The organism is Kitasatospora sp. NPDC101235 (assembly GCF_044767505.1).
GTDB lineage: Bacteria > Actinomycetota > Actinomycetes > Streptomycetales > Streptomycetaceae > Kitasatospora.
On the sequence record NZ_JBIWNZ010000007.1, the window covers coordinates 335,087 to 357,078 of the forward strand.

Consider the following 21,992-nt stretch of genomic DNA (forward strand, 5'->3'; position numbering starts at 1 on the left):
TGGTGACGGCGAGGATTGTCATCATTGCATCACTGCTTCGACCGGTGATGCGAGTTCAGCGGCTTCTGCACACATCGCCGGTCGGGGCGGGGGACAGTCCACTCGACCCAGATGGGGAGCACCAGTCATGGCAGTCAGCTACACCGCCGTTGTCGACGTCGACGGTGAGGGCCGCAACGGCGGCCGGGTCCGTTCCTCCGACGGTCTGCTGGAGACCGGTCTCGCCATTCCGAAGGAGCTCGGAGGCGGCGGCACCGCGACCAACCCGGAGCAGCTCCTCGCGGCCGGCTGGGCCGCCTGCTTCCTCGGAGCCCTCCGCCGGGCGGCCGGGGACCGCGGGATCCGGCTCACCAGCACCACCATCACCGCCGAGATCACGCTGACCCACGGCGATGACGACGAGTTCTCGCTCTCCGCGGTCCTGCGCCCCGTGCTCGGCGGAGTGGACCAGGCCACCGCCGAGGAGCTGGCGCGCGCCGCGCACCGGATCTGCCCGTACTCCAAGGCCACGCGCGACAACATCCCGGTCGTCATCCACGCCGGCGTTGCGGCCTGACCCACCCCCCAGACGGCGGGTCCCGTGCCTGTTCCCCCGTCCCGCACGGGACCCGCCCGCACTGACACACCCACACCACCGGCCGGAGGACGGGTGCGGCACATGGCTTCGTCGACGCACACGTATCCATCGCTGGCCGGACGCCTTCGTCACACCCCTGACCGGTGTTCCACCGTCACCGAGGAGGGGCGGTTCCGGGGGGAGAGGCCGTGGCCGGTCGGTGGGTCAGCCGGCGTCGCCCGGGCCCGGCTGCAGCAGGGTGTACATGACGGAGCGCTGCTGCTTGTGGCGCCGGACGCGCCCCTTGGCGACGAGGGATTCCAGGGTGTTCCGTACGACCTGGGGCGTCGGATTGCGCTTCGGGTAATTCGCCATGAGCTCGACCCGAAGGTCCTTCGCCGGGCGCGGCTCGTCGTGCCGGCCCAGGAGTTCCACGAGCAGGTCACCGAGCAGAGGCCGGTGCGAGGCCGCCTTCGCACCGGTCTTCGTCGTGCCGGTCCTCGTCGTGCGGGCCGCCGGGGCGGGGGACTCGTCCCGTGGCTGCTCGGGAGGAAGTGCCTGGTCGGTGGGCCCCTCGTACCGCTCGGCGAGACTCAGGATGTCGGCCAGGAGGGCCTCCTCCTGCTTCAGCACCCTGAGCTCCTCCGCCAGCTCCCGCTGTCGCTGGTGGTTCTTCTCCAGGTCCGACGCGGCTTGTTCCACGTACCGGGACCGGAGCGTGGAGGCTGGATGGCGGGTCACAACCGTTCACTCCCTAGGCATGGTGGTGTTGCATGGTACCCATGCCGGGGCCCGCGCGCCGACGCGTGTGGTTGCGGAGGGGGCTATCGAGGGTCCGTGGCGGACGGTGTCTTCTTCCGCGCGCGGTAGGCGGCGGCCTTGATCTTGTTGCCGCAGGACTCCATGCCGCACCACTGGCGGCGCATGCCCCGGGAGCGGTCGATGTAGACCCGGGTGCACTCCGGGTTGCCGCACTCCTTCATCAGGGGGACGTCCGGGCCGCTGAGGAGTTCGACCGCCTGGCGCGCGACGGTCGCCAGCGCCTGCTCGGGGGTCGCCTCGTTGTGCCGCCCGGTCATGGTGAGCTGCGGTGTCACGGGCGGCTTGCGTGCGGCGCCGTTGAGCACGGCGAGCGCCTCGCGGTCGAACGCCTCGCCGAGCCGTCGGTTGGTGACGAGCCGGTAGATGGCCTCGCGGACGGTCGTCGCCTCGCGGACGTCCTGTTCGTCACCGGGCGTGATCGTGTCCACCAGCCCACAGTCCAGGTACCAGGCGTTCAACCGCTCCGGCGTCACGAACATCTCGAACCGGATCGTGCGCCGTGCACGGAGCGTGGCCGCGAAGTCCAGGGCCGGGTGCCCGCAGACGAAGACATGGTCAAGGTTCACATCACCATGCTGACAGGTGACTACGCAGGGGGGCAACAACGCCCGGCCCCGGCAGGGTCGAGCCGCAGCTCGCGGCCCTGCCAGCGCCGGCGCAGCCAGCGGTCGTGGCTCGCGAGGACGATCGCGCCGGGACCGGTGCCGAGGGCCTCCTCCAGTTCGTCGCACAGGCGGGGGGAGAGGTGGTTGGTGGGTTCGTCGAGCAGCAGCAGCTGGGGCGGTTCGGCCACCAGGAGCGCCAGCGCGAGCCGTCGGCGCTGTCCGACGGACAGCCGGCCGACCGGCCTGTCCAGGTCCGCCGTGTGCAGCAGACCGAGCGACCCCAGCGGCACCTCCTCGGCCCGAGCCGGGCCCAGTGCCAGCGCGTAGGTGTCGCGGACGGTGCGGTCGGGCCGGTCGAACGCGGTGTCCTGGGTGAGCAGCCCCACCGTCAGCCCGGGGCGCCGGCGCACCGCGCCCCCGGCGGCGAGGTGCCCGGCGAGCACGGCGAGCAGCGTCGACTTGCCCGTCCCGTTGCCGCCCGTGACCAGCAGCCGGTCGGCCGCCGGCACCTCCAGAGCGTCCAGCGCGAGCCGTCCGGGCACCCGGACGTCCCGGAGCGAGACCAGGGGCCGCCGGTCCTCCCCGGCGTCCGCGGCCAGAGCGACGGTGCCCGGGGCCAAGGCGCCGACATCCACGGCCCCGGCATCCACGGCCCCGGCATCCACGGCCCCGACATCCGAGGCCCCGACGCCCAAGGCCCCGGCCCCTGCCCCGGCCTCCGTGCCCAGGGCGTCGGCGTCCGTGGCCAGGGCGGCGACGGCGAACCGCAGCGGGCGCGGCGGCTCGGGGACCTGCGCGCGCTCCAGTTCCTCCAGCCGGCGGGCCGCGTTGCGCACCCGGCGGGAGACCTGGCTCTGTACCCGGCCCGCCCGGTGGCCGTAACCCATCTTCTCGTTGTCGCGCGGCCCCCGGTCCGGTGCGACCAGGTGCGCGGTCACGCCGGCCGAGTGGCGCAGCTGTGCCAGCTCCTGCTGCTCCTCGGCGTACCGCCGCTCCCAGCGCTCCCGCTCGGCGCGCCGCTCGCCCAGGTACGCGCTGTAGTTGCCGCCGTAGCGGACCGGTCCGTCCACCGCCGGGTCGAGGTCGACCAGATGGGTGCAGACGGCGTCCAGGAACGCCCGGTCGTGGGCGGCGACGACCACGGTGCCGGGCAGTTCGCGGATCTGCTCCTCCAAGAAGGCGGCGGCGCCGTCGTCGAGGTGGTTGGTCGGCTCGTCCAGCAGCAGCGCGGACGGCCGTCGGACGAGCAGCGCGGCCAGGGCCAGCCGGCCGCGCTGCCCGCCGGACAGCGAGCCGAGCGTGCGGTCGTGCCCGAGCGCGCCGAGGCCCAGCCCGTCGAGGACCAGGGCGGCGCGGCGGTCGGCGTCCCAGGACTCCCGGTACCGGGCCTGCTCCAGCCGCCTGCCGTAGGCGTCCAGGAGCTCCGCTTGGCCGGGGGCGGTCTCCGGGACACGGGCGATCTCCGCGCCGAGCCGGTCCAGTTCCGCGAGGTCCTCGCGGGCCTCGCGCAGCGCGTCGTCCAGGACGGCGGCGACGGTCGCGTCGGTCTCGAAGGGCATCTCCTGGTGCAGGAAGCCGAGGTCCGCGGGACGCGAGACGCTTCCCGCGTCGGGTTCGTCCACGCCGGCGAGCACCCGCAGCAGGGTGGACTTGCCGGCGCCGTTCTCCCCGATCAGGCCGATCCGGTGGCCGGGGGCGGCGCTCAGGCCGACCCCGTCGAGGACGCGCCGGCCGCCGAGGTTGCGGACGACGTCATGGGCGAGCAGGGCGTGCTGGAGCACGGGGATCCTTGGTCCTTCCGACGTGAGGGGTGGTGGGCCCGCCGGGCACGGAGCCTCGGGCGCGGGCCCGGTCACACGTCGGCGGCTCACACCGCGGGCGCCCCGGTCTCCTTCAGCGTGCCGTCGGCCAGCCGGAGCCAGCGGTTGACCCCGATCTCGGCGAGGAACCGCTCGTCGTGACTGACCACCAGGAAGGCTCCCTGGTAGGCGTTCAGGGCGCTCTCCAGCTGGCCGGCGCTGACCAGGTCGAGGTTGTTGGTCGGCTCGTCGAGCAGCAGCAGGTGCGGGGCCGGCTCCGCACACAGCACGCAGGCCAGAGTGGCGCGCAGCCGCTCGCCTCCGGAGAGCACCCCGACCGGCAGGTGGGCCCGGGCGCCGCGGAAGAGGAAGCGGGCGAGCAGGTTCATCCGTTCCGTCTCGGGCCGCTCGGGGGCGAACGCGGCGAAGTTCTCCGCCACGGTGCGGTCGAGGTCGAGCAGGTCCAGACGCTGCGAGAGGTAGGCGATCCGCCCGTCGTTGCGCTTGATCTCCCCGCTGTCCGGGGTGAGTTCGCCGGTGACCAGACGCAGCAGGGTGCTCTTCCCCGCGCCGTTGGGACCGGTCAGTGCGATGCGCTCGGGGCCGCGGACGCTCAGGTCGACGCCGCCGTCCGCGAACACCGGCCGGCCGGCGTGGTGGACCTGCAGGCCCTCGCCGAGGAAGAGGTTGCGTCCGGCGGGTACCTGGGTGTCGGGCAGGTCCAGGGAGAGACGCTGCTCCTCGCGCAGGGCGCGTCCGGCCTCGTCGAGCCGGGCCTTGGCCTCGCTGACCCGGGCCGCGTGCATCTGGCCGGCCCGGCCCGCGGACTCCTGGGCGCCGCGCTTCATGTTCCCGGCGAAGATGCGGGGCAGGCCGGCGTTCTTGAGGTTGCGGGCGGCGTTGCTCTGGCGGCGCTCGGCGCGTTCGCGGGCCTGCTGCATCTCCCGCTTCTCCCGCTTCAGTTCCTGCTCGGCGTTGCGGACGTTCTTCTCGGCGACCTCCTGCTCGGCCCGGACGGCCTCCTCGTACGCGGTGAAGTTTCCGCCGTAGAAGCGCAGTTCGCCGTTGCCGAGTTCGGCGATGTGCTGCATCCGGTCGAGCAGCGCGCGGTCGTGGCTGACCAGCAGCAGGCAGCCGTTGAAGTCCGCCAGCACGTCGTAGAGCTTGTGCCGGGCCTGCGCGTCGAGGTTGTTGGTCGGCTCGTCGAGCAGCAGCACGTCGGGGCGCTTGAGCAGCTGGGCGGCGAGGCCGAGGGAGACGATCTGGCCGCCGCTGAGGGTGCTCAGACTGCGGTCCAGGGTGAGGTCGGTCAGGCCGAGGCGGTCGAGCTGGGCGCGGGTGCGCTCCTCGATGTCCCAGTCGTCGCCGATGGTGGTGAAGTGCCGCTCGTCGACGTCCCCGGACTCCACGGCGTCGATGGCCCGGATGATCTCGGCGATGTCGAGCACCTGGGCGACGGTGAGGTCGGAGGTCAGGGGGAGGCTCTGGCGGAGGTAGCCGAGCCGTCCGGTGACCGACACCGAGCCGGTGGCGGGCCTGAGTTCGCCGGCGATCAGCTTGAGCAGGGTGCTCTTGCCGGCACCGTTGGGGGCGACCAGTCCGGTCCGGCCGGCGGGCACGGTGAAGGACAGGTCGTGGAAGACCGGGGTGTCGTCGGGCCAGGCGAAGGAGACGTTGGAGCAGACGACGGCAGCGTCGGACATGGAAGTGACCTCGAAGGAAATGAGGGCAGGGATGGACCTCTGCCCCGGGCAGACATGCGGAAAGTGGGTACGACGAAACGGACCACTCCGGCGGCGGCGCTGCTGAAGCACCGGCCGGTGGCCGTCAGATCCGGATCTCACCCGGAGATGTCGTCGTCACCCGCCACGTCTGCCACTCCTCGATCACACGACTACAGATTGCGGCCACTTTAGCAGGCCTTCCGTGAGCGGCAACTTTCTTTTCCCGCGCCCTCGTTCGCCTCGGCCCGAGCCGCCGGCCGTCTCGTTGACAGGCCGGGCGCGGCCGTGCCAGCGTCGTCATCAGTTGAACCGGTGACGAGGTCGAGAGCAACTCGACCGCGTTCACACGTGTGAAGCCGCCCGCGACCGGGCCGGCCGTGGGGCGGCCGCTCGCCGGGATCGTCGCCACCTCGAAGGAGCGCACTGGCCATGGCGGGAAAGTCGAAGCGGAGCGCCGAGGGCGCGCCCGTGGGGCGGCGCGCGGTGCTCGGCATGCTCGGCGCGGGTGCCGCGGGGCTCGCCGCGGCGCCGTACCTCCAGCGCGGCTGGGAGAGGGCGCTGGCCGCCGCCTCCGAGAAGGACGCGACCGGCCTGACCGGGCTGCTGCCCAACCCGGGCGGCTTCCGGCACTTCAGCGTCGTCGGCTCGGTGCCGCACAAGGACGAGACCGACTACGAGCTGCGGGTCGACGGACTGGTCGAACGTCAGAAGACGTACACGCTGGCGGAGCTGCGCGCACTGCCGCAGACCAGGGTGGTCCACGACGTGCTCTGCACGGACGGCTGGCGGGTGGACGGGACGCCCTTCGAGGGGGTGCGACTGGCGGACATCCTCGATGCCGCCGGAGTGCGTTCCCCGGGCGCGGCGGTCCGGTTCACCTGCTTCGACGGCGAGTACTCCGAGAGCCTCACCCTGGAGCAGGCCCGTCGCCCGGACGTCCTGGTGGCGCTGAACATGCAGGACGAGCCCATCACCCACGCGCACGGCGGACCGGTCCGCCTCTACGTGGCCCCCATGTACTTCTACAAGTCAGCCAAGTGGCTGTCCGGCATCTCGGTCACCGACAGGGTCGTCCCCGGCTACTGGGAGGAGCGCGGCTATGCCGTCGACGGCTGGCTCGACGACGCCGACCGGCATGGCGGCGCGGCCTGAACAGCCGGACTGGGTCCGGCGCTTCAGTGCCGCCGAGCGCCTGGTCCACCGGGCCACCGGCGTCCGGCCAGACCTCGGCGCGGGAGGGGCTGAAGTCGGTCAGCACCGAAACGATGTCCTCGGTGCCGAGCGTGGAGACGAGATGGAACCGTACGACTGCCACAGTGGATGTCCTCATCGGAAAGTAACTGCCCTGACCGGTGACGGTAGATTTCCACAAGCGTGCGTCACTCGTCAAGATGGTGACGCCTGGCAGGTGTGCGCATCGATCGGAGAGCGGTCGTGAGGCATGTGTGCCCGGTGCGGCCGCCGTACGGTGGGGTCGCGCGTCCGTCGCGCAGGGTGGCCCGGGAGGTGCCGCTACGCCGGGACCACCCGGTAACTCAGGGCCGCCAGCGGAAGGTTGGACTGCGCCAGCGAGCCGGTGGCCCACGCATGGCCACCAGTGCAGTCGGCGCCGGGGTACAGCACCACGGATGCGGCCCCGTTGGCGACCTGTACCGAGCGGGCGGGAGTCGACAGCGTGTGGCAGGTGCCGAGGTCGGTCAGGTCGACGGTGGTCACCGCCCCCTGCCCGCCGGTGGCCGAGTAGAGGCGCGCGCCCGGCTCCAACGGCGGCCAGCCGGTGGCGCCGGCCGCCCCGGTGCCGAGGGCGATCAGGGCGGCGGCCATGGCCGTGGTCACCGCTGCGCTGCGGAGCTTCACCTGGGGTGTGAACATGCAACCCACCTTTTCGTGTGTGGCGGAACTGCCGGAGGAATCGGCGCGTCACTCATCGTTCGAGTCCGGGCCGGGGCAGATCCTTGCATCTTCAACAATGCGCCCGGGAGTGCAGAACCGGCCAAACACGTGTGAGCTGCGAACGGTGCATGTGTTTCCGCCATCTTCCGTCACCATCTTGACGGGTGACGATCCGGGGTGCACCCTGAAGCCGTCGCCGGCGCCACGAAGGCGCCGTCCGTGATCGCCGATCTGGAGAGTGGCCATGACCGAGCAGCCCGCGGGCGACCACGCCGCCGATTCGCGACACGCACGCTACGGCACGCTTCCCGAGCGCATCCGCTTCGAGGACATGACCGAGGACGCGGCCACCGGCCCGGGCGGCGCGGCCAACGCCTCCTACAACCCCGAGAGCGCCTGGAACTTCTACTCGTGCCTGGCCGTCGACCTGGGCCTGTAGCCCCGACACCCGCCGCGCCGGCGACTCCTTGTGAGACTTCGCAGAGAGCTGTCGGCATCTCAGATCATGTGCCAGGAGGGCCGATGCGGACCTCAGTCCGACGAAGTGGCGGCGTTCAACCGGTCGGTGGAGGGCCTGCGTCGGATGTCGGGCGAGGCCGGGGTCTTGCCGGTGGTGGTCCGGGCAGGCGGCAACAGGGGTCAGGCCTGCTTGACCGAGATGCGTCCGTTGCTGGTGCTCAGGTCGAGCTGGTACCGGCCGGACGGGTCGTCGGGGAATGCGATGTCCTTTTGGCCGTTGCCGGTCTTCGCGGACACCTTGTACTTGGCGGGCGGCACGGCCAGGGTGATGGCGCCGTTGGAGGTCGACGCGCTGATGTCCTGCGGCTTGGTCGAGGTGATGTCGATCGCGCCGTTGTGGGCCTCGGCCCGGATGTGGTCGCCGTTCAGCCCGCGCCCGGTGATGGCGCCGTTGGTGGTGTTCACCTCCGTGGTGCCGTTCACCCCGTCGAGGTTGACCGCCCCGGAGTTGGTGGTGACCTGCACGTTGCCCACGTGGGAGAGGCTGACCGCGCCGGAGGAGGTCTGGCCGCTGATCGGCAGCCCCGCGGGGACGTCGACGGTGTAGGTGACCGCGCAGTGCTGACCGCAGCCGCCGAGCACCAGGACGCCGTTCTCGACCCGGCTCGTCGCGCCGGGCTTGGCGTCCTGGTAGCTGACCGACCGGTGCAGGGAGACCTTGTCGAGGCCCTCCTTGCCGCGCAGGGTCACGCCGCCGGCGGTGGTGTCGAGCCTCACCGCGGTGATCTTCTCGCCCACCGTGGTGTCGTCGTCGAACGTGTTGTCGGAAGCCAGCCCGCAGGCGCTGAGACCGCCCATGGCCGCCGCGAGGGCGACGAAGGACGCGAGACGGCCGGACTGCTTGCGCATGTCTTTCCCCAAATCTGAAAGGCGTTCCTGGATGGGCCCCGCCGCGGGGCGGACTCCACGAAGCTATCGCGGCGGAGAAGTCGCGGGCCATGGGGCTAACCCCCCTGTGGGGGTGAAGAGTTCTGCAGGTGGTGGACGTCAGGGGAGGTCGCGGAGGCGAAGTCGGCGTCCTCCGGCTTCGCCCCGGGGTTCCGTCGGGCCGGTCGATGCAGGTGGCGAGGCCGCCCTGGTCCGGTGTCGCCGGGTGAGGGTGGTGGGTGCGACGGGTGATGATCTGGATCCAGGAGGTCTTCTCGGTCGTTCTGACGGGCAACTGGCGTGGAACCGGCGGTCGTTGATCGTCTTGACAGTGCATGTTCACGCCTGTCAGTCTCACCTTTCAGGTGGGAGGAAGAGGGTAGGGGTGCTGACGAGCGCGGAACTGCTGGCCCTGCTGGCCGCCGTCGGGCACACCCAACGCCTGCGGATCATCGGCGAACTCGCGCAGGGTCGGGTCCACGTCAGCGAACTGGCCCGACGGCTCGGCATGTCCAGGTCACTGCTCTACATGCACCTGGAGCGGCTCGAACACGCCGGCCTGGTCGCCGGTGCGCTGGAGCTCTCCGATGGCGGCAAGGCCATGAAGTTCTTCGAACTCGCTCCGTTCGACATCCGCGTCACGGTCGACAGCGTCATCGCCGCCCTCCGGGAGGACCGGGCGCAGGCCGAGCGGGTGGAGCGCGACGCCTGACGCGAGCGCGATGCTCGAACGAGCGGAAGAGGCCATCCGGGCGACCGCCCCGTGCATGACAATGGGAGGGGGCGCCGGATCGACGGGGGAGCGATCCGGCGCCCGGCTCGGAGGCGGGGGCGCGGCCCTGCCGTGCCACCCGGTGCGGGTCGAACGGGGATGCGCCGTCGCGGCGGGTCCGGAACTGTCGACCTGTCAGAATGATGCTACAGGTGGCGTGTTGATATGTCCATGGGGAGTCGAGGGTGCCACCGCGGGGCCCTGCCCCCGGCTCCGCCCGCTGGTGCGCGGCATCATCGATGCGGGTCCGTGGTCGGCGCCGCAGCCGTGCGTGAGAAGTCGGCCCCACCGACTTCTCACGCGAGATCCGGCAGGACCATGCCCTACCATGGCCCCGTGTTCCTCTCTCGTGACTAGGACCCCGGTCAGCGACCGCACCCGAGTGGTGCGGCCCTTCGGCGTCCCGGTACACCGGCGCGCAGCGCGCGCCTGCTCTTCGAGGAACCCCTCCATGTCTTCGTCCTATGCGACGGTCCTGCGCACCCCAGGCGCGGTCCGGCTCTTCGGCGCGGCCCTGATCGGCCGCCTCTCCTACGGCATCGTCCCGCTCGCGCTCCTGCTGGCCGTCACCGGTACGACCGGCTCGTACGCCCGGGCCGGCTGGTTGACGGCCCTGTTCGCCGCCTCCAACGTGCTGCTCTCACCCGTCCGGGCCGGGCTGGTCGACCGCCACGGTCCACGCCGGGCGCTGCCGCCGATGGCGGCCGGGTACGCGCTGGTGCTGCTCGGCCTGGCCGCTGCCACTTGGCGGCCCGGCGTCCCGTTCCCGGCTCTGCTCGCCCTCGCCATGGCGGCCGGGGTGCTCGCGCCACCCCTCGGGCCGGTCACCCGGGCGCGGTGGAGCGCCCTGCTGCCCGATCCCGAGCTGCGCCGGCGGGCCTACAGCCTGGACACCGTCGCCGAGGAACTCCTGCACGTCACCGGCCCGTTGCTGGCCGGCCTGATCGCGGCGGCGACGGACCGCCCGGCTCTCGGACTGGTGCTGGGTGCCGCCCTCGTGCTCACCGGCACCCTCGCCCTGGCCGCCTCGGTGCGCAGTGAGCCAGCCCCCGCCCAAGTGAACTCCCTTGTGGCCGACGGCGGTTCGCGCCCCTGGCGGCTGCTGGCCCGAACCCGCCAGCCGCTCGCCGCTGCCGCGGGGGCAGGGGCCGGGCTCGGCGCGTTCGTCCTGCTGGCGGTGGTCTTCGCCGAGCGGCACGGGCAGGCGGCCGACGCCGCGTGGGTGGAGGGGATGCTCGCCGCGGGGAGCGCGGTCGGCGGTCTCGCCCTCGGCGCCCTTGACTGGCAGGCTCCGGCCCGGGTCCGGCTCGCCGTCCTGACCGCGGCCTTCGGTGGCGCGCTGGCCCTGACCGCCCTCGCCCCGACACTCCCGCTCCTGGCGGCCGTCGCCGCCCTGGCTGGCCTGGCCGTGGCCCCGACCCTCACCACCGCCTACCTGCTCACCGACGAACTCGCCGGGCCCGGGCGGCGCACCCGAGCCGGCGCCTGGGTCAACGCCGCGTTCAACGCGGGCAGTTCGGCCGGCACCGCGCTGGCCGGTCTCCTCGCCGACCACCTGCCACTACCGCTCTGCCTCGTGCTCGCCGCCACCCCGGCCCTGGCCGCCCTCACCGCCGCCCGACCCCGGACCACCACCCCACCCGCCGGCGGGCCGCCCGAGAGTCTGCCCACCCGCACGGCCGCCCGGACGAACGAGCCCGAGGGGGAGCGTTCCTAGGCGGTCGGCGAGCGACGCCGCGCGACTTCGCGGTGTGGACCGCCCGGTGGACGGTGATGGGTGACTCCGCCGAGGCGGTCGCACGGGCCACTCGCTCGGCCCGGCTGCCGCGCCTGACCCGGCGGAAGGTGCGGCCCCGGCGGAAGGTGCGGCAGCCGGTGGGGGCTACTCGGAGTCCGGAGCGGCGGCGGCCGGGGCGGCCTCCAGCGCGGTCATCCGCGGGAGCAGGAACAGCACCGCGACCAGCAGGGCCAGCAGCAGGCCGCCGCCGAGGAGGAGCGGGGTGCGGATGCTGACGACGGAGGCGATCCAGCCGCTGAGGGCGGCGCCGGCCATGATGCCGAGGCGGCTCAGCAGCATGTAGCAGCTGTTGACCCGGCCGAGCAGTTCCTTCGGTACGGCCTGCTGGCGCAGCGAGATCGCCTGGATGTTCCAGGTGACGATCCCGAAGCCGACCACGCCGTACAGCGCGGCGACCTCGGCCACCGAGGTGCTCAGGCCCATCAGGATCAGCGAGACGCCCATCAGCAGGAAGGCGAGGGCGATCCGGGTGCCGCGGCCGAGCAGGCGGCTGAGCCGGCCGGCCAGGGTGCTGGCGGCGGTGCCGCCGATGGCGCCGGCCGCGAGCACGATGCCGTAGGAGGCGGCGGGCGCGTGGATGACCTTGGTGACCATCAGGACCATCATGGTGGTGCCCATGAAGCAGGCCAGCGCGCCCAGGGTGGAGAGCACGGCGAGCATCCGCACGTCGCGGTGGTGGAACAGCCAGTCGACGCCCTCGCGGATCTCGGTGAGCACCGGGCGGCGGTCGGCCCGGGCACGCGGGGCGGTGGAGCGGCCGGTGGCGGCGACCAGGACGGCGGCGAGCGCGAAGGAGACGCCGTCCACCGTGAACGGGTAGGCAGCGGCCACGGCGAACAGCACCGAGCCGAGCAGCGGGCCGATCAGGTTGCCGCCGATCAGCATGTTGGCCTGCATCCGGCCGTTGGCGGCGTCGAGTTGGTCGGGGCGGACCAGCTCGGGGACGGCCGAGGTGGCGGCGTTGGAGAAGACCGTCTCGCCGCAGCCGAGCAGGAAGGCCAGCGCGGCGAGGGCGACCAGCGGCGGGTCGGCGAGGAAGACCCAGGCGGCGAAGCCCAGGACGACGGCGGCGCGCGCGCCGTCGATCGTCCACATCAGCCGCCGCCGGTCGGCCCGGTCGGCGAGTACTCCGCCGTACAGCGACATCACCAGGAAGGGCAGTGACGCGGCGACGGAGACCACGGAGACCGCGCTGGGCGAGTCGGAGACGGCCACCGCCAGCAGCGGCAGGGCGGAGTCCCGCATGCCGTCGCCGACCGAGGAGATCGCCGACGCGGACCACAGCAGGTTGAACTTCCGGCCCAGGTGGGGACGGCTTTTGAACGGCTTCGCGGCCAGGTCAGCTGAGGTCACCGACGCAGTATGTCATGTCCGCGGAGGGCTGTTCGGGTGGTTTCCGAACTGCCGAGGGTATCCCGAACTATCCGTGTCGGTAAGGGTGTCGGGCTCATCCGGAGTTGTCCGGAGTATCCGGTGGGTGGGTTTCGGCTGTTCCGGCCGGGCCTCCGGACGGCGATGCCCGGCCGGGCGCGCTCAGCCGAGCCCCCAGACGCCCTTGGCGAGGGTGGTCAGCCCGCCCGCCAGGGCCAGGCCCAGCACCACCATCCGGGCGCGGCCCTCCGGCACCCGCCCGGCGAGCAGCCGGCCGATCGCCGCGCCGCCCGCGAGCGCGACGGCGACCAGCCACCAGGCGGGCCCGGACAGCGCCGGCACGCCCTTGCCGGCCAGCGAGAAGGCGTTCACCACCACGCCGTAGAACTGGGCGTTGGGCAGGAACTCCCGGGCCGTCCAGCCGGTGTTGACGGCGTACAGGGAGACGGCCGGGCCGCCCACCCCGGCGGCCGCGTTCATGAACCCGCTGGTGGCGCCCGCGACCAGGGCGCCACCGACCCCGCGCAGCGCGGCCGCCCGTACCCCGCGCAGCACCAGCAGGGCGGCCAGGGTGACCAGCGCCCCGATGCCGATGAGCAGCCCCGGTGTCGGGATCCTCGCCGCCGCCCAGGCCCCGGCCGGCACCGTGCAGGCCGCGGCGAGGATCAGCGGCAGCATCGCCGGCAGCCGCACCTGCCGCCAGCTGCCCAGCAGGCCGACGGCGCTGATGACGCCGGCGGCGAGGTTCGACAGCGTGACGCCGTCGCGCGGGCCGAGCAACAGGACCAGGACGGGCGCGGCGACCAGGGCGAAGCCGATGCCGGCCAGCCGCTGGACGGAGGCGCCCAGCAGGACGGCGCAGCCCAGGACGAGGTCGGCGGTCCAGCCGTCGGGCATCGGGTGGTCCCCTCTCGGCGCCGGACGTCGGATCGTCCGACGGTCGCACCGATCATGCCGCACAGCCGAGTTGCCGGGCCCGCCCGCCCGCCCCGCCCAGCCAGGGCGGGCGGGGCGGGGCACCGGTGACGCCCGTCGGGCGGGCGTGGGCGCGGGCCCGGACGGGGGTCAGTGCTTCAGGACGGCGTCCGCGGACTCCGGCAGCGGGTAGGCGCCCGGGTCGACCGGGCCCGGGAGGTCGGTCGCCGGGCGGCCGGGCGCGGTCGGGTCCGGCAGCGAGGGCTGGGCGGGCGGGGCCGGTACCTGGCTGAACGGGATGCCGGGCGGCGCCTGGACCGGGCTGGTGCGGCCGAAGGGCGGGGCGGTCCGGCCCTGGACGGCGCAGCCCGTCAGCGTCTCCAGGCCGTCCGGGCTCTGGACGGCCGGCTGGTTGCCGGTGAAGCAGTTGCCCGGGTCGGCGGAGGCCAGCACCAGGTCGGTGCCGTTGCCGGTGGCCCGGTTGCCCTCGATCCGGTTGCCGCTCGCCGGGTGCCCGGGCGGGTCGGTGATGACGATGCCGGCCGCGCGGTTGCCCTGGACCAGGTTGCGCTGCACCTGGTTCCCCGTGCCGCCGCCGATCCCGATGCCGATGCCGTAGGCGCCGTCGGCCTGCTGGGGGGTGTCGGTGGCGTTGTTGTCGGTGACGACGTTGCCCACGATCACCGCGCCGTGCTGGGGGGCGAGGGCTTCGAGGTCGTTGGAGTTGGCGGTGACCCCGACCCGGTTGCCGGTGATCCGGTTGCCGACCACGGTGAGCCCGTCGGAGGCGTTGGTGATCTCGACGCCGACGGCGTTGCGCTCGACGGTGTTGCCCCGCACGAGGGTGTCGCAGGGCTTGCACTGGCCGACGTAGATGCCGGAGTCGGCGCCCCCGGAGGCGTACGAGTCCTCGATGACGCCGCCGCGGGCGTCGAAGGCGTAGATGCCGTACAGGCCGTTGTTGTACGCGGTGACGTTGCTGGCGCGGAAGCCCTGGAGGGCCGGGAAGCGGACGGTGTCCAGCGGGTTGTAGGCGGAGCCGCCGGCGCCGTGCTGCTGGAGCTTCTCGTCGGTGACGCCGGTGAACAGCACGCCGTTGGCGAGGTAGCCGTGGACGGTGAGGTTCTCCACCACCGAGCCGGGGCCGGAGGCCGTGATGCCGTTGATCAGCCGCAGGCCGCCGTCCAGGACCACGGTGTTGCGGTCGGTGCCGCGCAGCACGATCTTGGGCTTGGTGAGGCGCACGCTCTCCCGGTAGGTGCCCGGGTCGACCAGGACGGTGTCCCCCTCGCGGGCGACGTCCACGGCCTGCTGGATGGTCGGGAAGTGCTGCGGGACGCGGATGACCGTGCCGTCCGGGTGCTTGGCGTCGGAGGAGGACGAGCCGCCCGAGGAACAGCCGGAGAGGGCGAGGACGGCGGCGGCGAGCAGGGCGGGCAGCCGCTTGACGGCCAGGGCGCCGGGTGAGGGCGTTGTGGCGGAGCGAACGTGACGTGTGGTCAAAATTTGCATACGGCGTGTTCTATCGTCTCCAATGTCGCTCATGCATGCCGAAACCGGAAAGGCGCAGGACCAGCCACCGACTGTCAGAAGCGGTGTGGATCGAAGGGCCCTGATCGCGGGCGGGGCGGTGGTGGCCGCCGGGCTCGGCGCGGGGGCCGCGGCGCTGGCCCTGGGTGGCGGGAACGGCCGGGCGAGCGACCACGGCCGGGCGGCGCCGCCGCCGGAGCAGTCGGCCGTGCCCTTCCACGGCGAACGGCAGGCCGGGGTGACGGCCCCGCAGCAGCCGGCCACCCAGCTGCTGGCCCTCGACCTGGCGCCCGCCGCGACCTCGGACGGGCGGGCCGCCCTGCGCGGCCTGCTGGGCGAGCTGACCCGGGTGCTGGCCGAGGCGGCGGGCGGCAGCCCGACGGACGCGCGGCTGCAGGAAGGCCGACCGGCCGGACTCAGCAGCCTGGTGGGGGTCGGGCCGGGCCTCGCCGCCCGGCTGGGGCTGAACGTTCCGCCGGCCCTGCTGACCGAGCTGCCCGAGTTCCCCGGGGACCGGCTCGACCCGGCGCGCGGTGGCGGCGACCTGGTGATCCAGCTGTGCGCGGCGGACCGCTGGCCGCTGTCCGTGGTCGCCGAGCAGGTGGGCGCGGCGGCCCGGGCGGCGGGCGCGACGGTGCGGTGGACGCAGTCCGGCTTCCTGGCCCGGACGGCCGGGGGCGCCACGCCGCGCAACCTGTTCGGCTTCAAGGACGGCACGGCGAACCCGAACGGCCCGGAGGGCGGGCAGTGGGTCTGGGGCCCGCCGGGGCCGCACGAGCACGGGACGGTGCTGGTTTACCGCCGGATCCGGATGGACACCGCCGCCTTCGCCGCCCTCCCCGCGGACCGTCAGGAGCAGGTGATGGGCCGTCGGGCCGGCGACGGTGCGCCGCTCACCGGCGCGGCGGAGCACGACGAGCCGGACATCTACGCCAAGAACCCGGACGGCTCGTACGTCATCCCGGCCACCGCGCACGTCCGCCTCTCCAGCCCCCGCCTGGACGGCGGCGCCCGGATGCTGCGGCGGGGCTACAGCTACGACGACGGCCCGGGCGACCGCGGCCTGCTGTTCTGCGCCTTCATGCGCGACCCGGCCCAGTTCACCCGCGTCCAGAACCGGCTGGCTGCGCGCGACGCCCTCAACGCCTTCGTCGAGCACACGGCTTCGGCGGTGGCCTACGTGCTGCCGGGCGCGCCGGCGGGCGGGACGCTGGGGGAGGGGCTGTTCGGATGAGCCGCGAGGAGGAACAGCCGCTGTCCGGCGGGAACACGAGTGCCGGCGTGGTCCGCGTCGGGGAGACCGTACGGCGCCCGGCCGGGCCGTGGACGCCCGCGGTGCACGCGCTGCTGGAGCATCTGCACGCGGCGGGGTTCCGGGCGGCGCCGCGCCCGCTCGGCCTCGACGGGCAGGGGCGCGAGGTGCTGACGTACCAGCCGGGCCGGGTGGTCTGGCCCGACCGCTTCGACCTGCTGGACCCCGCCGAGCGGCTGGCCCGGGTCGCGCGCCTGATCCGGGAGTTCCACGACGCCGTCCGGGACTTCACGCCCCCGCCGGACGCCCGCTGGCAGGTGCTGATGCCGCCCGACGGCGCCGACATCATCGCCCACAACGACCTGGCCCCGTGGAACCTCGTGGTCGGTGCCGAGCAGCAGTGGTCCTTCATCGACTGGGACGCGGCCGCCCCGGGGACCCGGCTCTGGGACCTCGCCTACGCGCTGCACGGCTTCCTGCCGTTGTCGGCGCAGCCGGACCGGCGGCTCGCCGACACCGACGCGGCGGCCCGGCTGCGGGTCTTCGCCGACGCCTACGGGCTGGACGAGGGCGAACGGCGCGCTCTGGTACCCCTGTTGGGGCCGCGGACCCGGGCCATGCACGACTTCCTGCGGGACCGGGCGGGCCGTGGCGTCCAGCCCTGGGCGAGGCTCTGGGCGGAGGGCCACGGGGAGGTCTGGCGCAGCGACGCCGAGTACATCGAGCGGCGCCGGGAGCGGTGGCTGGTCGCCCTGCTCGACGGCTGACGTCGAGCAGGGCGGCGCGCTGACCGCGCTCTCGGGGGCGGCTACCAGTCCACCGGGAGGCGGGCGGGGCTCCGGGTGGTGCTGCCGAGCTGCCAGGCGAGCTCCGTGAGCGGGGTGGTCAGGCGCAGGCCCGGGAGGGCGGTGGCGAGGCGGTGCAGGGACTCGCGCATCTCCAGGCGGACCCGCCAGGCGCCGATGCAGTAGTGCGGGCCGGCGCTGAAGGCGAGGGTGGGGGCCAGGAGCGGGAGGCCGAGGTCGGCGTCGAGGCCCTCGGGGTAGACGGCCGGGTCGCGGTTGGCGCTGCCGAGGCTGACGGCGACGACCGCGTCGGCCGGGACGGTGACGTCGCCGACCTCGATCGGTGCGGTGGTGCGGCGGATGGTGGCTTCGTCGTCGCCGAGCGGGATGTAGTGCAGCAGCCGTTCGGCGGTGTGCTCGGCGATGTCCGGGTCGGCGAGGTGCGGCCAGTGCTCGGGGCGTTCGCCGAGCACGTAGACCACGGCGTTGGCGAGGGCTCCGGCGACGCTCTCGTTGCCGCTGGCGGTGAGCCCGGCGACCAGGAAGACGAGTGACTCCTCGGGGACGCCGCCGTCCTGGTCGGCGGCCCGGACCAGTCGGCTGACCAGGTCGTCGCCGGGCGCGCGGCGCCGTCGGGCGACCAACTCCTCGGTGAACGCGCCGAATTCGGCCAGGGTGTCGTCCTGGTCGGCCGTCCGTGTCCCGCCCTGCCCGCCGCCCTGGGCGAGCAGGGCGAGGGTCCAGCGGTGCAGCCGCGCCTCGTCCAGGTGGTCCGGCCCGTCCCCGTCGAGCCCCATCAGCCGGGCGGTGACGGCGAACGGCACCGGCCGGGCGAACGCCTGCACGAGGTCGGCCGGCGGGCCGGCGGCGACCAGCCGGTCCACGGACTGCTGGACGGCGGCCGCGACCCACGGCTGCCAGCCGGCGATGGCCCGCGGGGTGAAGGCCCGTTGGGCGGTACCGCGCAGTCGGCGGTGGGCGGGTCCGTTCTGGTTGAACAGGGAGGCCGGGTTGGCGGCCACGTCCGCGGTGCCGCCCGCGGTGCCGACGTCATGCAGGTCGGCCCGGGTGACCCGGGGGTCGCCGAGGACCTGCCGGACGTCGTGGTAGCGGGTGATCAGCCACGCGGGGGTGCCGTCCGGGAGGGTGGTGGGGTGGGGCGGCTGGGCGGGGGTCGTGGGGAGCCGGTGGAGTGGGGGGAGGATGGTCCGGGGGTCGGCTGCGGCGGAGTCCATGGGGCCCTTCACGGGGTCGGAGGTCCGGCTGGTCGAGGGGAGTCCGAGCATTCAATTGTCTTATTTTCACGAGGAATTGGATGCTTGTGATGCTTCTCCCGTTACGCCCCGATGGTATGCCCTCGGCGCCCCCAGCCGGGTGCAGGATCGGTCGGCAGCAGCGGCCGGAGCGCGCCCAGAACGGCGCCGATGCAGGCGTCCCGCAGCTCGGTGCGGGTGCAGGTCTCCTCGGTCAGCCAGTCGATGACCAGGACCCGGACGAACACCAGCCAGTTGCGCAGGATCTGCGACACCGCCTGCCGCGCCCGCTCGTCCGCGAGCGGGAGGACGCCGAGCAGCCGGCCGCGCAGGGCGTCGAGCTCCCCGGTGATGATGGTCTGGATCACCTGGTCCCCGGCCAGCACGCGGTTGGCCGCGAGCACGGCGTGCCGGTTGGCGATGAAGTAGTCCAGGTGGGCGTCCATGCCTTCGACCAGCTGCTCGACCAGGGTGTCGGCCGGATCGAACCGGCTCCTGGCGAGCAGGTCGTCGGCGGCCTCCCGGTAGACCGCCGCGAAGAGTTCGTGCTTGCTCGCGAAGTGCCGGTAGAGCAGGGCGCGGGAGACCCCGGCCTGCTCGGCGACCTCCTCCATCAGCACCTCCTCGTACGGCCGTTCGGCGAACAGCCGGGCGCCGACGGAGAGCAGCTGGGCACGTCGCTCGGCCGGGGGGAGCCGGCGGCGTCGTTCGTGGGCTGGCATGCCCGCCAGGTTACTTGACACGCGTCTACTTGTTGGCGCTAGCTTGGTAGACACGTGTCAACCAGATCGGTCTCCGTGATGGGCGGGTGGGTCATGGCCAGGGCGTTACGGGTGCTCGCGTGGACGATGGGGGTCGCCTGTGTGGCGATCGGATTCCTCCACCTCCTGCTGGGGAACGCCGCGATGCCGGGGATCGCGGACGCCGGCCCCACGGTCGGCAGCTTCGGCCGCTTCATGGGGGCGGTCTTCGCCGGGTACGGCGCGGCCTGGATCCAGGCCGCCCGGCAGTCGCCGGTGCCCGCCCGGGTGGTGCGGTGGCTGGCGGCGGTGTTCCTGCTGGGCGGCCTCGGGCGGGTGCTGTCGATCGCGGTGGACGGCCGGCCGCACCGGTTCCAGCTGGTGCTGATGGCCATCGAACTCGGGCTCGCACCGGTGTACTTGTGGCTCGCCGACGCGGACGAGCGGGCGCACGCACAGGGCTGACGGTGCGGGGTGGCTATGCTTCTACGTCGATCGAACATGCGTCCGCAAGGAGGGGCCCGAGCATGAGCGGCACCGTGGTGGCAGTCAGCAGCAACGCCGAGTACTCGTTCACCAAGCCGAACCGGGACGGCATCACGCTGCTCGCCGGGCTGGGCGTCGAAGGGGACGTGCACGCCGGGGTGACGGTCAGGCACCGCTCCCGGGTCGCCCAGGACCCGAGTCAGCCGAACCTGCGCCAGGTCCACCTGATCCACCGCGAACTGCTCACCGAACTCGGCGAGTCCGGCTTCGACGTGGCGCCGGGCGCGCTCGGCGAGAACATCACCACCGAGGGCGTGGACCTGCTCGGCCTGCCGGTCGGCGCCGTGCTGCGGATCGGCCCGGAGGCCGAGGTGGAGATCACCGGCCTGCGCAACCCGTGCGCCCAGATCGACACCTACCGGCCCGGCCTGCTCAAGCAGGTCGTCGGCCGCGCCGAGGACGGCACGATCGTGCGCCGCGCCGGAATCATGGGGATCGTCCGCGCCGGCGGCCCGGTCCGGCCCGGCGACGCCATCGCCGTCGAGCTGCCGGACGGCCCGCACCGCCCGCTCGACCGGGTCTGAGGCGCCTCAGCGGGTGTCCCCGTCGACGCGACGCAGGTCGTAGCGGTACGACTTCCCGGCCTTCCAGCTGCGCCACGGCCCGGTCGGCGGATGCTCCCGGCGTCGGCTCCCGCCCGGCAGCGGGCCGGAGTCGGGCACTCCCTCGGCTGGCATACCCCCTCCCGGTACGCTCCGGCAGATGCCGCCGGCCTGGCTCACCGGTCGGCCGAAGGGCCGAGGGATACCCCCGCCCCGTAACGGGGACGGCTCCCGGTGCGTGAGCTGCCGGGAGCCGGGGCGGAGCCTTCGCTGCTGGAGCGCGGTCAGGACCTGACGAGGCGGGCGATGGCCTGGTTGGCCTCGCGGATCTTGGTGCTCGCCTCCTGGCCGCCCTCGGCGATGGCGTCGCGGACGCAGCATTCGATGTGCTCGTCCAGGAGTTGGAGGGCGAAGGACTGGAGGGCACGGCTGGCGGCGGAGACCTGGGTCAGGACGTCGATGCAGTAGGTGTCCTGTTCGACCATGCGCTGGAGGCCACGGATCTGGCCCTCGATGCGGCGGAGCCGCTTGAGGAAGTCGTCCTTGTGGGAGCTGTAGCTGGCCATGGCCGTCTCCGGTTCCTGTGCGGTGAGGCGTGCTCACACTCTACCGGGGGTGCGGCAGGGGGGGGTGGGGGGGGGGGGGGGGGGGGGGGGGGGGGGGGGGGGGGGGGGGGGGGGGGGGGGGGGGGGGGGGGGGGGGGGGGGCCCCCCCCCCCCCCCCCCCCCCACGTCGGTGGTCAGCCGTCGGCGCGGCCGACCAGCTCGTAGCCGGCCTCGTCGATGGCGGCGGCCACGTCGGAGTCGGCGAGCGGCCGGGTGCTGCCGACGGTGACCTTGCCGGTGGCGAGGTCCACGGCGACGTCGGTGACGCCGTCGAGCTTCTTCAGCTCGGCGGTCACCGAGGTGACGCAGTGGCCGCAGGTCATGCCCTTCACCTGGAAGGCCGAGGTCAGGGCGGACTCGGCGGCGGGGGTCGCGCCGGTGTTGGTGCCGCACGAGCCGCAGCAGGAGGAGGCCTCGGTGGCGGCGGACTCGACGGTGACGGTGGTCTCGCTCATGGGTGTGCTCCTGTCGTGGGTGTCCGGCGCCGGCCGGACTGTCCGGGCGGCTGCTTCGCTTCTGAACATACCATACCCCCCTAGGGTAATGAAGAGGCTTCCAGGCCGCCTGGATGCCGTCGTCAACGCCGCACTGTGAAAGCCCTGTTGTGGGTGGCCGGGCGGGTGAAGGCGCTCCCGTGCATCCCGCGGTCGACCGGCACCCACCATGCGAGGTGAACCCCGTGGGCAGCCCCACCCCATGTGGTCGCTGCATTGAACGGCGAAGCCGAAGGGGGGCCTGGAAGCACACGTCCCGCGGCTGCTACTCGGTCGGTGACGACACACTGTGGGGCGTCAACCGCCGCCGCAAGGGAGCCGCGAGCACCCCGGCCGCACTCGAACCGCACTCCTGCCCGGTGTGGCGCGACGCCAACGCCCGCCATCCCGACGTCCCCGCCGCTCAGTGCAGGGAGTGCGCACGCATCCGCAGCGAGAAAGGCCTTCGACGGGGGCCGGCCTGCCCTCGCCGCCCGATCGGGCAACCCGGTGAACCCTGCCGGTCGCAGCTAGGGTGCGTATCGGGTTGTGATCAATCTGTGGGATTCGCCCTCGCGACAGTTCCTGATCCGGTAGACCGTACTGTGTGACGCGAGCGCAACTT

The 21,992-nt window shown here is 73.3% G+C and carries 23 protein-coding genes; 9 read left to right on the forward strand and 14 right to left on the reverse strand.

Features of this window, described 5'->3' with window-relative positions; all coding sequences use genetic code 11:
• Nucleotides 1-127: 127 nt before the first annotated feature.
• A complete protein-coding gene (locus tag ACIRRH_RS15310; protein ID WP_403066774.1) occupies nucleotides 128-556 on the forward strand; it encodes an Ohr family peroxiredoxin in 429 nt (142 codons plus the stop codon).
• Between the two features lie 225 nt (nucleotides 557-781).
• Here ACIRRH_RS15310 and ACIRRH_RS15315 read toward each other — a convergent pair whose 3' ends face one another.
• The 4 genes from ACIRRH_RS15315 to abc-f all read right to left on the reverse strand — a co-directional run bounded on the left by ACIRRH_RS15315 (nucleotide 782) and on the right by abc-f (nucleotide 5,485).
• Nucleotides 782-1,297, reverse strand: a complete 516-nt coding sequence (locus ACIRRH_RS15315; RefSeq protein ID WP_403066776.1) for a hypothetical protein — start codon at nucleotides 1,295-1,297, stop codon at nucleotides 782-784.
• An 83-nt stretch (nucleotides 1,298-1,380) separates the two neighbouring features.
• Nucleotides 1,381-1,944 carry a CGNR zinc finger domain-containing protein gene (locus tag ACIRRH_RS15320; protein WP_403066778.1) on the reverse strand — a complete coding sequence of 188 codons (564 nt, stop codon included), beginning with the start codon at nucleotides 1,942-1,944 and terminating at the stop codon, nucleotides 1,381-1,383.
• A 20-nt stretch (nucleotides 1,945-1,964) separates the two neighbouring features.
• Nucleotides 1,965-3,764, reverse strand: coding sequence for an ABC-F family ATP-binding cassette domain-containing protein (locus ACIRRH_RS15325; RefSeq protein ID WP_403066780.1), 1,800 nt, complete (start codon nucleotides 3,762-3,764; stop codon nucleotides 1,965-1,967).
• A gap of 86 nt (nucleotides 3,765-3,850) precedes the next feature.
• A complete protein-coding gene (gene abc-f, locus ACIRRH_RS15330) occupies nucleotides 3,851-5,485 on the reverse strand; it encodes a ribosomal protection-like ABC-F family protein (RefSeq protein ID WP_403066782.1) in 1,635 nt (544 codons plus the stop codon).
• A 450-nt stretch (nucleotides 5,486-5,935) separates the two neighbouring features.
• Between abc-f and ACIRRH_RS15335 the strand changes: the two genes are divergently transcribed.
• Entirely contained in the window at nucleotides 5,936-6,658 is a 723-nt protein-coding gene (locus ACIRRH_RS15335; protein WP_403066784.1) for a molybdopterin-dependent oxidoreductase, read from the forward strand.
• Nucleotides 6,659-7,018: 360 nt separating this feature from the next.
• Here the strand turns inward: ACIRRH_RS15335 and ACIRRH_RS15340 are convergent, their stop codons facing one another.
• Complete coding sequence (locus tag ACIRRH_RS15340) at nucleotides 7,019-7,378, reverse strand: hypothetical protein (protein ID WP_403066786.1); 360 nt, start codon at nucleotides 7,376-7,378, stop codon at nucleotides 7,019-7,021.
• Between the two features lie 265 nt (nucleotides 7,379-7,643).
• Here ACIRRH_RS15340 and ACIRRH_RS15345 point away from each other — a divergent pair, with 265 nt between their 5' ends.
• Nucleotides 7,644-7,838 carry a hypothetical protein gene (locus ACIRRH_RS15345; RefSeq protein ID WP_403066788.1) on the forward strand — a complete coding sequence of 65 codons (195 nt, stop codon included), beginning with the start codon at nucleotides 7,644-7,646 and terminating at the stop codon, nucleotides 7,836-7,838.
• A 200-nt stretch (nucleotides 7,839-8,038) separates the two neighbouring features.
• Here ACIRRH_RS15345 and ACIRRH_RS15350 read toward each other — a convergent pair whose 3' ends face one another.
• Complete coding sequence (locus ACIRRH_RS15350) at nucleotides 8,039-8,767, reverse strand: DUF4097 family beta strand repeat-containing protein (protein WP_403066790.1); 729 nt, start codon at nucleotides 8,765-8,767, stop codon at nucleotides 8,039-8,041.
• A 403-nt stretch (nucleotides 8,768-9,170) separates the two neighbouring features.
• On the opposite strand from ACIRRH_RS15350, the gene ACIRRH_RS15355 reads away from it, so the two are divergent.
• Nucleotides 9,171-9,497: an ArsR/SmtB family transcription factor gene (locus ACIRRH_RS15355; protein ID WP_403066792.1), complete on the forward strand. Its 327-nt coding sequence runs from the start codon at nucleotides 9,171-9,173 to the stop codon at nucleotides 9,495-9,497.
• Nucleotides 9,498-10,008: 511 nt separating this feature from the next.
• On the forward strand, nucleotides 10,009-11,274 hold the full coding sequence (locus tag ACIRRH_RS15360) for an MFS transporter (protein WP_403066794.1): 1,266 nt from the start codon (nucleotides 10,009-10,011) through the stop codon (nucleotides 11,272-11,274).
• 165 nt (nucleotides 11,275-11,439) lie between these two features.
• Here the strand turns inward: ACIRRH_RS15360 and ACIRRH_RS15365 are convergent, their stop codons facing one another.
• The 3 genes from ACIRRH_RS15365 to ACIRRH_RS15375 form a co-directional block, all read right to left on the reverse strand.
• Nucleotides 11,440-12,708, reverse strand: a complete 1,269-nt coding sequence (locus ACIRRH_RS15365; RefSeq protein ID WP_403066796.1) for an MFS transporter — start codon at nucleotides 12,706-12,708, stop codon at nucleotides 11,440-11,442.
• Nucleotides 12,709-12,888: 180 nt separating this feature from the next.
• Nucleotides 12,889-13,623, reverse strand: a complete 735-nt coding sequence (locus tag ACIRRH_RS15370; protein ID WP_403066798.1) for a TSUP family transporter — start codon at nucleotides 13,621-13,623, stop codon at nucleotides 12,889-12,891.
• A 168-nt stretch (nucleotides 13,624-13,791) separates the two neighbouring features.
• Nucleotides 13,792-15,144 carry a right-handed parallel beta-helix repeat-containing protein gene (locus ACIRRH_RS15375; RefSeq protein ID WP_403066800.1) on the reverse strand — a complete coding sequence of 451 codons (1,353 nt, stop codon included), beginning with the start codon at nucleotides 15,142-15,144 and terminating at the stop codon, nucleotides 13,792-13,794.
• 94 nt (nucleotides 15,145-15,238) lie between these two features.
• Between ACIRRH_RS15375 and ACIRRH_RS15380 the strand changes: the two genes are divergently transcribed.
• Both ACIRRH_RS15380 and ACIRRH_RS15385 read left to right on the forward strand, forming a co-directional pair.
• On the forward strand, nucleotides 15,239-16,405 hold the full coding sequence (locus ACIRRH_RS15380) for a Dyp-type peroxidase (RefSeq protein WP_403066802.1): 1,167 nt from the start codon (nucleotides 15,239-15,241) through the stop codon (nucleotides 16,403-16,405).
• Complete coding sequence (locus ACIRRH_RS15385; protein ID WP_403066804.1) at nucleotides 16,402-17,190, forward strand: phosphotransferase enzyme family protein; 789 nt, start codon at nucleotides 16,402-16,404, stop codon at nucleotides 17,188-17,190. Before ACIRRH_RS15380 ends, ACIRRH_RS15385 begins: the two co-directional genes overlap by 4 nt.
• Before the next feature lie 41 nt (nucleotides 17,191-17,231).
• On the opposite strand, the gene ACIRRH_RS15390 is transcribed toward ACIRRH_RS15385, so the two are convergent.
• Both ACIRRH_RS15390 and ACIRRH_RS15395 read right to left on the reverse strand, forming a co-directional pair.
• Nucleotides 17,232-18,443, reverse strand: coding sequence for a cytochrome P450 (locus ACIRRH_RS15390; RefSeq protein ID WP_403066806.1), 1,212 nt, complete (start codon nucleotides 18,441-18,443; stop codon nucleotides 17,232-17,234).
• Between the two features lie 101 nt (nucleotides 18,444-18,544).
• Entirely contained in the window at nucleotides 18,545-19,183 is a 639-nt protein-coding gene (locus ACIRRH_RS15395; RefSeq protein ID WP_403066808.1) for a TetR/AcrR family transcriptional regulator, read from the reverse strand.
• A 93-nt stretch (nucleotides 19,184-19,276) separates the two neighbouring features.
• Between ACIRRH_RS15395 and ACIRRH_RS15400 the strand changes: the two genes are divergently transcribed.
• Both ACIRRH_RS15400 and ACIRRH_RS15405 read left to right on the forward strand, forming a co-directional pair.
• Entirely contained in the window at nucleotides 19,277-19,666 is a 390-nt protein-coding gene (locus ACIRRH_RS15400; RefSeq protein ID WP_403066847.1) for a DUF4345 domain-containing protein, read from the forward strand.
• 62 nt (nucleotides 19,667-19,728) lie between these two features.
• Complete coding sequence (locus ACIRRH_RS15405) at nucleotides 19,729-20,271, forward strand: MOSC domain-containing protein (RefSeq protein ID WP_403066810.1); 543 nt, start codon at nucleotides 19,729-19,731, stop codon at nucleotides 20,269-20,271.
• A gap of 6 nt (nucleotides 20,272-20,277) precedes the next feature.
• Here the strand turns inward: ACIRRH_RS15405 and ACIRRH_RS15410 are convergent, their stop codons facing one another.
• From ACIRRH_RS15410 to ACIRRH_RS15420, 3 genes are all read right to left on the reverse strand, one after another.
• The gene (locus tag ACIRRH_RS15410) at nucleotides 20,278-20,424 is read right to left on the reverse strand and encodes a hypothetical protein (RefSeq protein WP_403066812.1); all 147 of its coding nucleotides are present in this window, start codon (nucleotides 20,422-20,424) and stop codon (nucleotides 20,278-20,280) included.
• A 149-nt stretch (nucleotides 20,425-20,573) separates the two neighbouring features.
• Complete coding sequence (locus tag ACIRRH_RS15415; RefSeq protein ID WP_224282060.1) at nucleotides 20,574-20,855, reverse strand: metal-sensitive transcriptional regulator; 282 nt, start codon at nucleotides 20,853-20,855, stop codon at nucleotides 20,574-20,576.
• Nucleotides 20,856-21,028: 173 nt separating this feature from the next.
• Nucleotides 21,029-21,349 (reverse strand): heavy-metal-associated domain-containing protein, encoded by a 321-nt coding sequence (locus ACIRRH_RS15420; protein WP_403066813.1) that lies wholly within the window; start codon nucleotides 21,347-21,349, stop codon nucleotides 21,029-21,031.
• Nucleotides 21,350-21,992: the final 643 nt, after the last annotated feature.

Excerpts from the sequence above, each read along its gene's own strand:
- ACIRRH_RS15405 (WP_403066810.1), top strand. The coding sequence starts at position 19,729 with ATGAGCGGCACCGTGGTGGCAGTCAGCAGCAACGCCGAGTACTCGTTC.
- ACIRRH_RS15310 (WP_403066774.1), top strand. The coding sequence starts at position 128 with ATGGCAGTCAGCTACACCGCCGTTGTCGACGTCGACGGTGAGGGCCGC.
- ACIRRH_RS15385 (WP_403066804.1), top strand. The coding sequence starts at position 16,402 with ATGAGCCGCGAGGAGGAACAGCCGCTGTCCGGCGGGAACACGAGTGCC.
- ACIRRH_RS15345 (WP_403066788.1), top strand. The coding sequence starts at position 7,644 with ATGACCGAGCAGCCCGCGGGCGACCACGCCGCCGATTCGCGACACGCA.
- ACIRRH_RS15350 (WP_403066790.1), bottom strand. The coding sequence starts at position 8,767 with ATGCGCAAGCAGTCCGGCCGTCTCGCGTCCTTCGTCGCCCTCGCGGCG.
- ACIRRH_RS15360 (WP_403066794.1), top strand. The coding sequence starts at position 10,009 with ATGTCTTCGTCCTATGCGACGGTCCTGCGCACCCCAGGCGCGGTCCGG.
- ACIRRH_RS15340 (WP_403066786.1), bottom strand. The coding sequence starts at position 7,378 with ATGTTCACACCCCAGGTGAAGCTCCGCAGCGCAGCGGTGACCACGGCC.
- ACIRRH_RS15420 (WP_403066813.1), bottom strand. The coding sequence starts at position 21,349 with ATGAGCGAGACCACCGTCACCGTCGAGTCCGCCGCCACCGAGGCCTCC.
- ACIRRH_RS15390 (WP_403066806.1), bottom strand. The coding sequence starts at position 18,443 with ATGGACTCCGCCGCAGCCGACCCCCGGACCATCCTCCCCCCACTCCAC.
- ACIRRH_RS15400 (WP_403066847.1), top strand. The coding sequence starts at position 19,277 with ATGGCCAGGGCGTTACGGGTGCTCGCGTGGACGATGGGGGTCGCCTGT.
- abc-f (WP_403066782.1), bottom strand. The coding sequence starts at position 5,485 with ATGTCCGACGCTGCCGTCGTCTGCTCCAACGTCTCCTTCGCCTGGCCC.
- ACIRRH_RS15370 (WP_403066798.1), bottom strand. The coding sequence starts at position 13,623 with ATGCCCGACGGCTGGACCGCCGACCTCGTCCTGGGCTGCGCCGTCCTG.
- ACIRRH_RS15415 (WP_224282060.1), bottom strand. The coding sequence starts at position 20,855 with ATGGCCAGCTACAGCTCCCACAAGGACGACTTCCTCAAGCGGCTCCGC.
- ACIRRH_RS15410 (WP_403066812.1), bottom strand. The coding sequence starts at position 20,424 with ATGCCAGCCGAGGGAGTGCCCGACTCCGGCCCGCTGCCGGGCGGGAGC.
- ACIRRH_RS15335 (WP_403066784.1), top strand. The coding sequence starts at position 5,936 with ATGGCGGGAAAGTCGAAGCGGAGCGCCGAGGGCGCGCCCGTGGGGCGG.
- ACIRRH_RS15395 (WP_403066808.1), bottom strand. The coding sequence starts at position 19,183 with ATGCCAGCCCACGAACGACGCCGCCGGCTCCCCCCGGCCGAGCGACGT.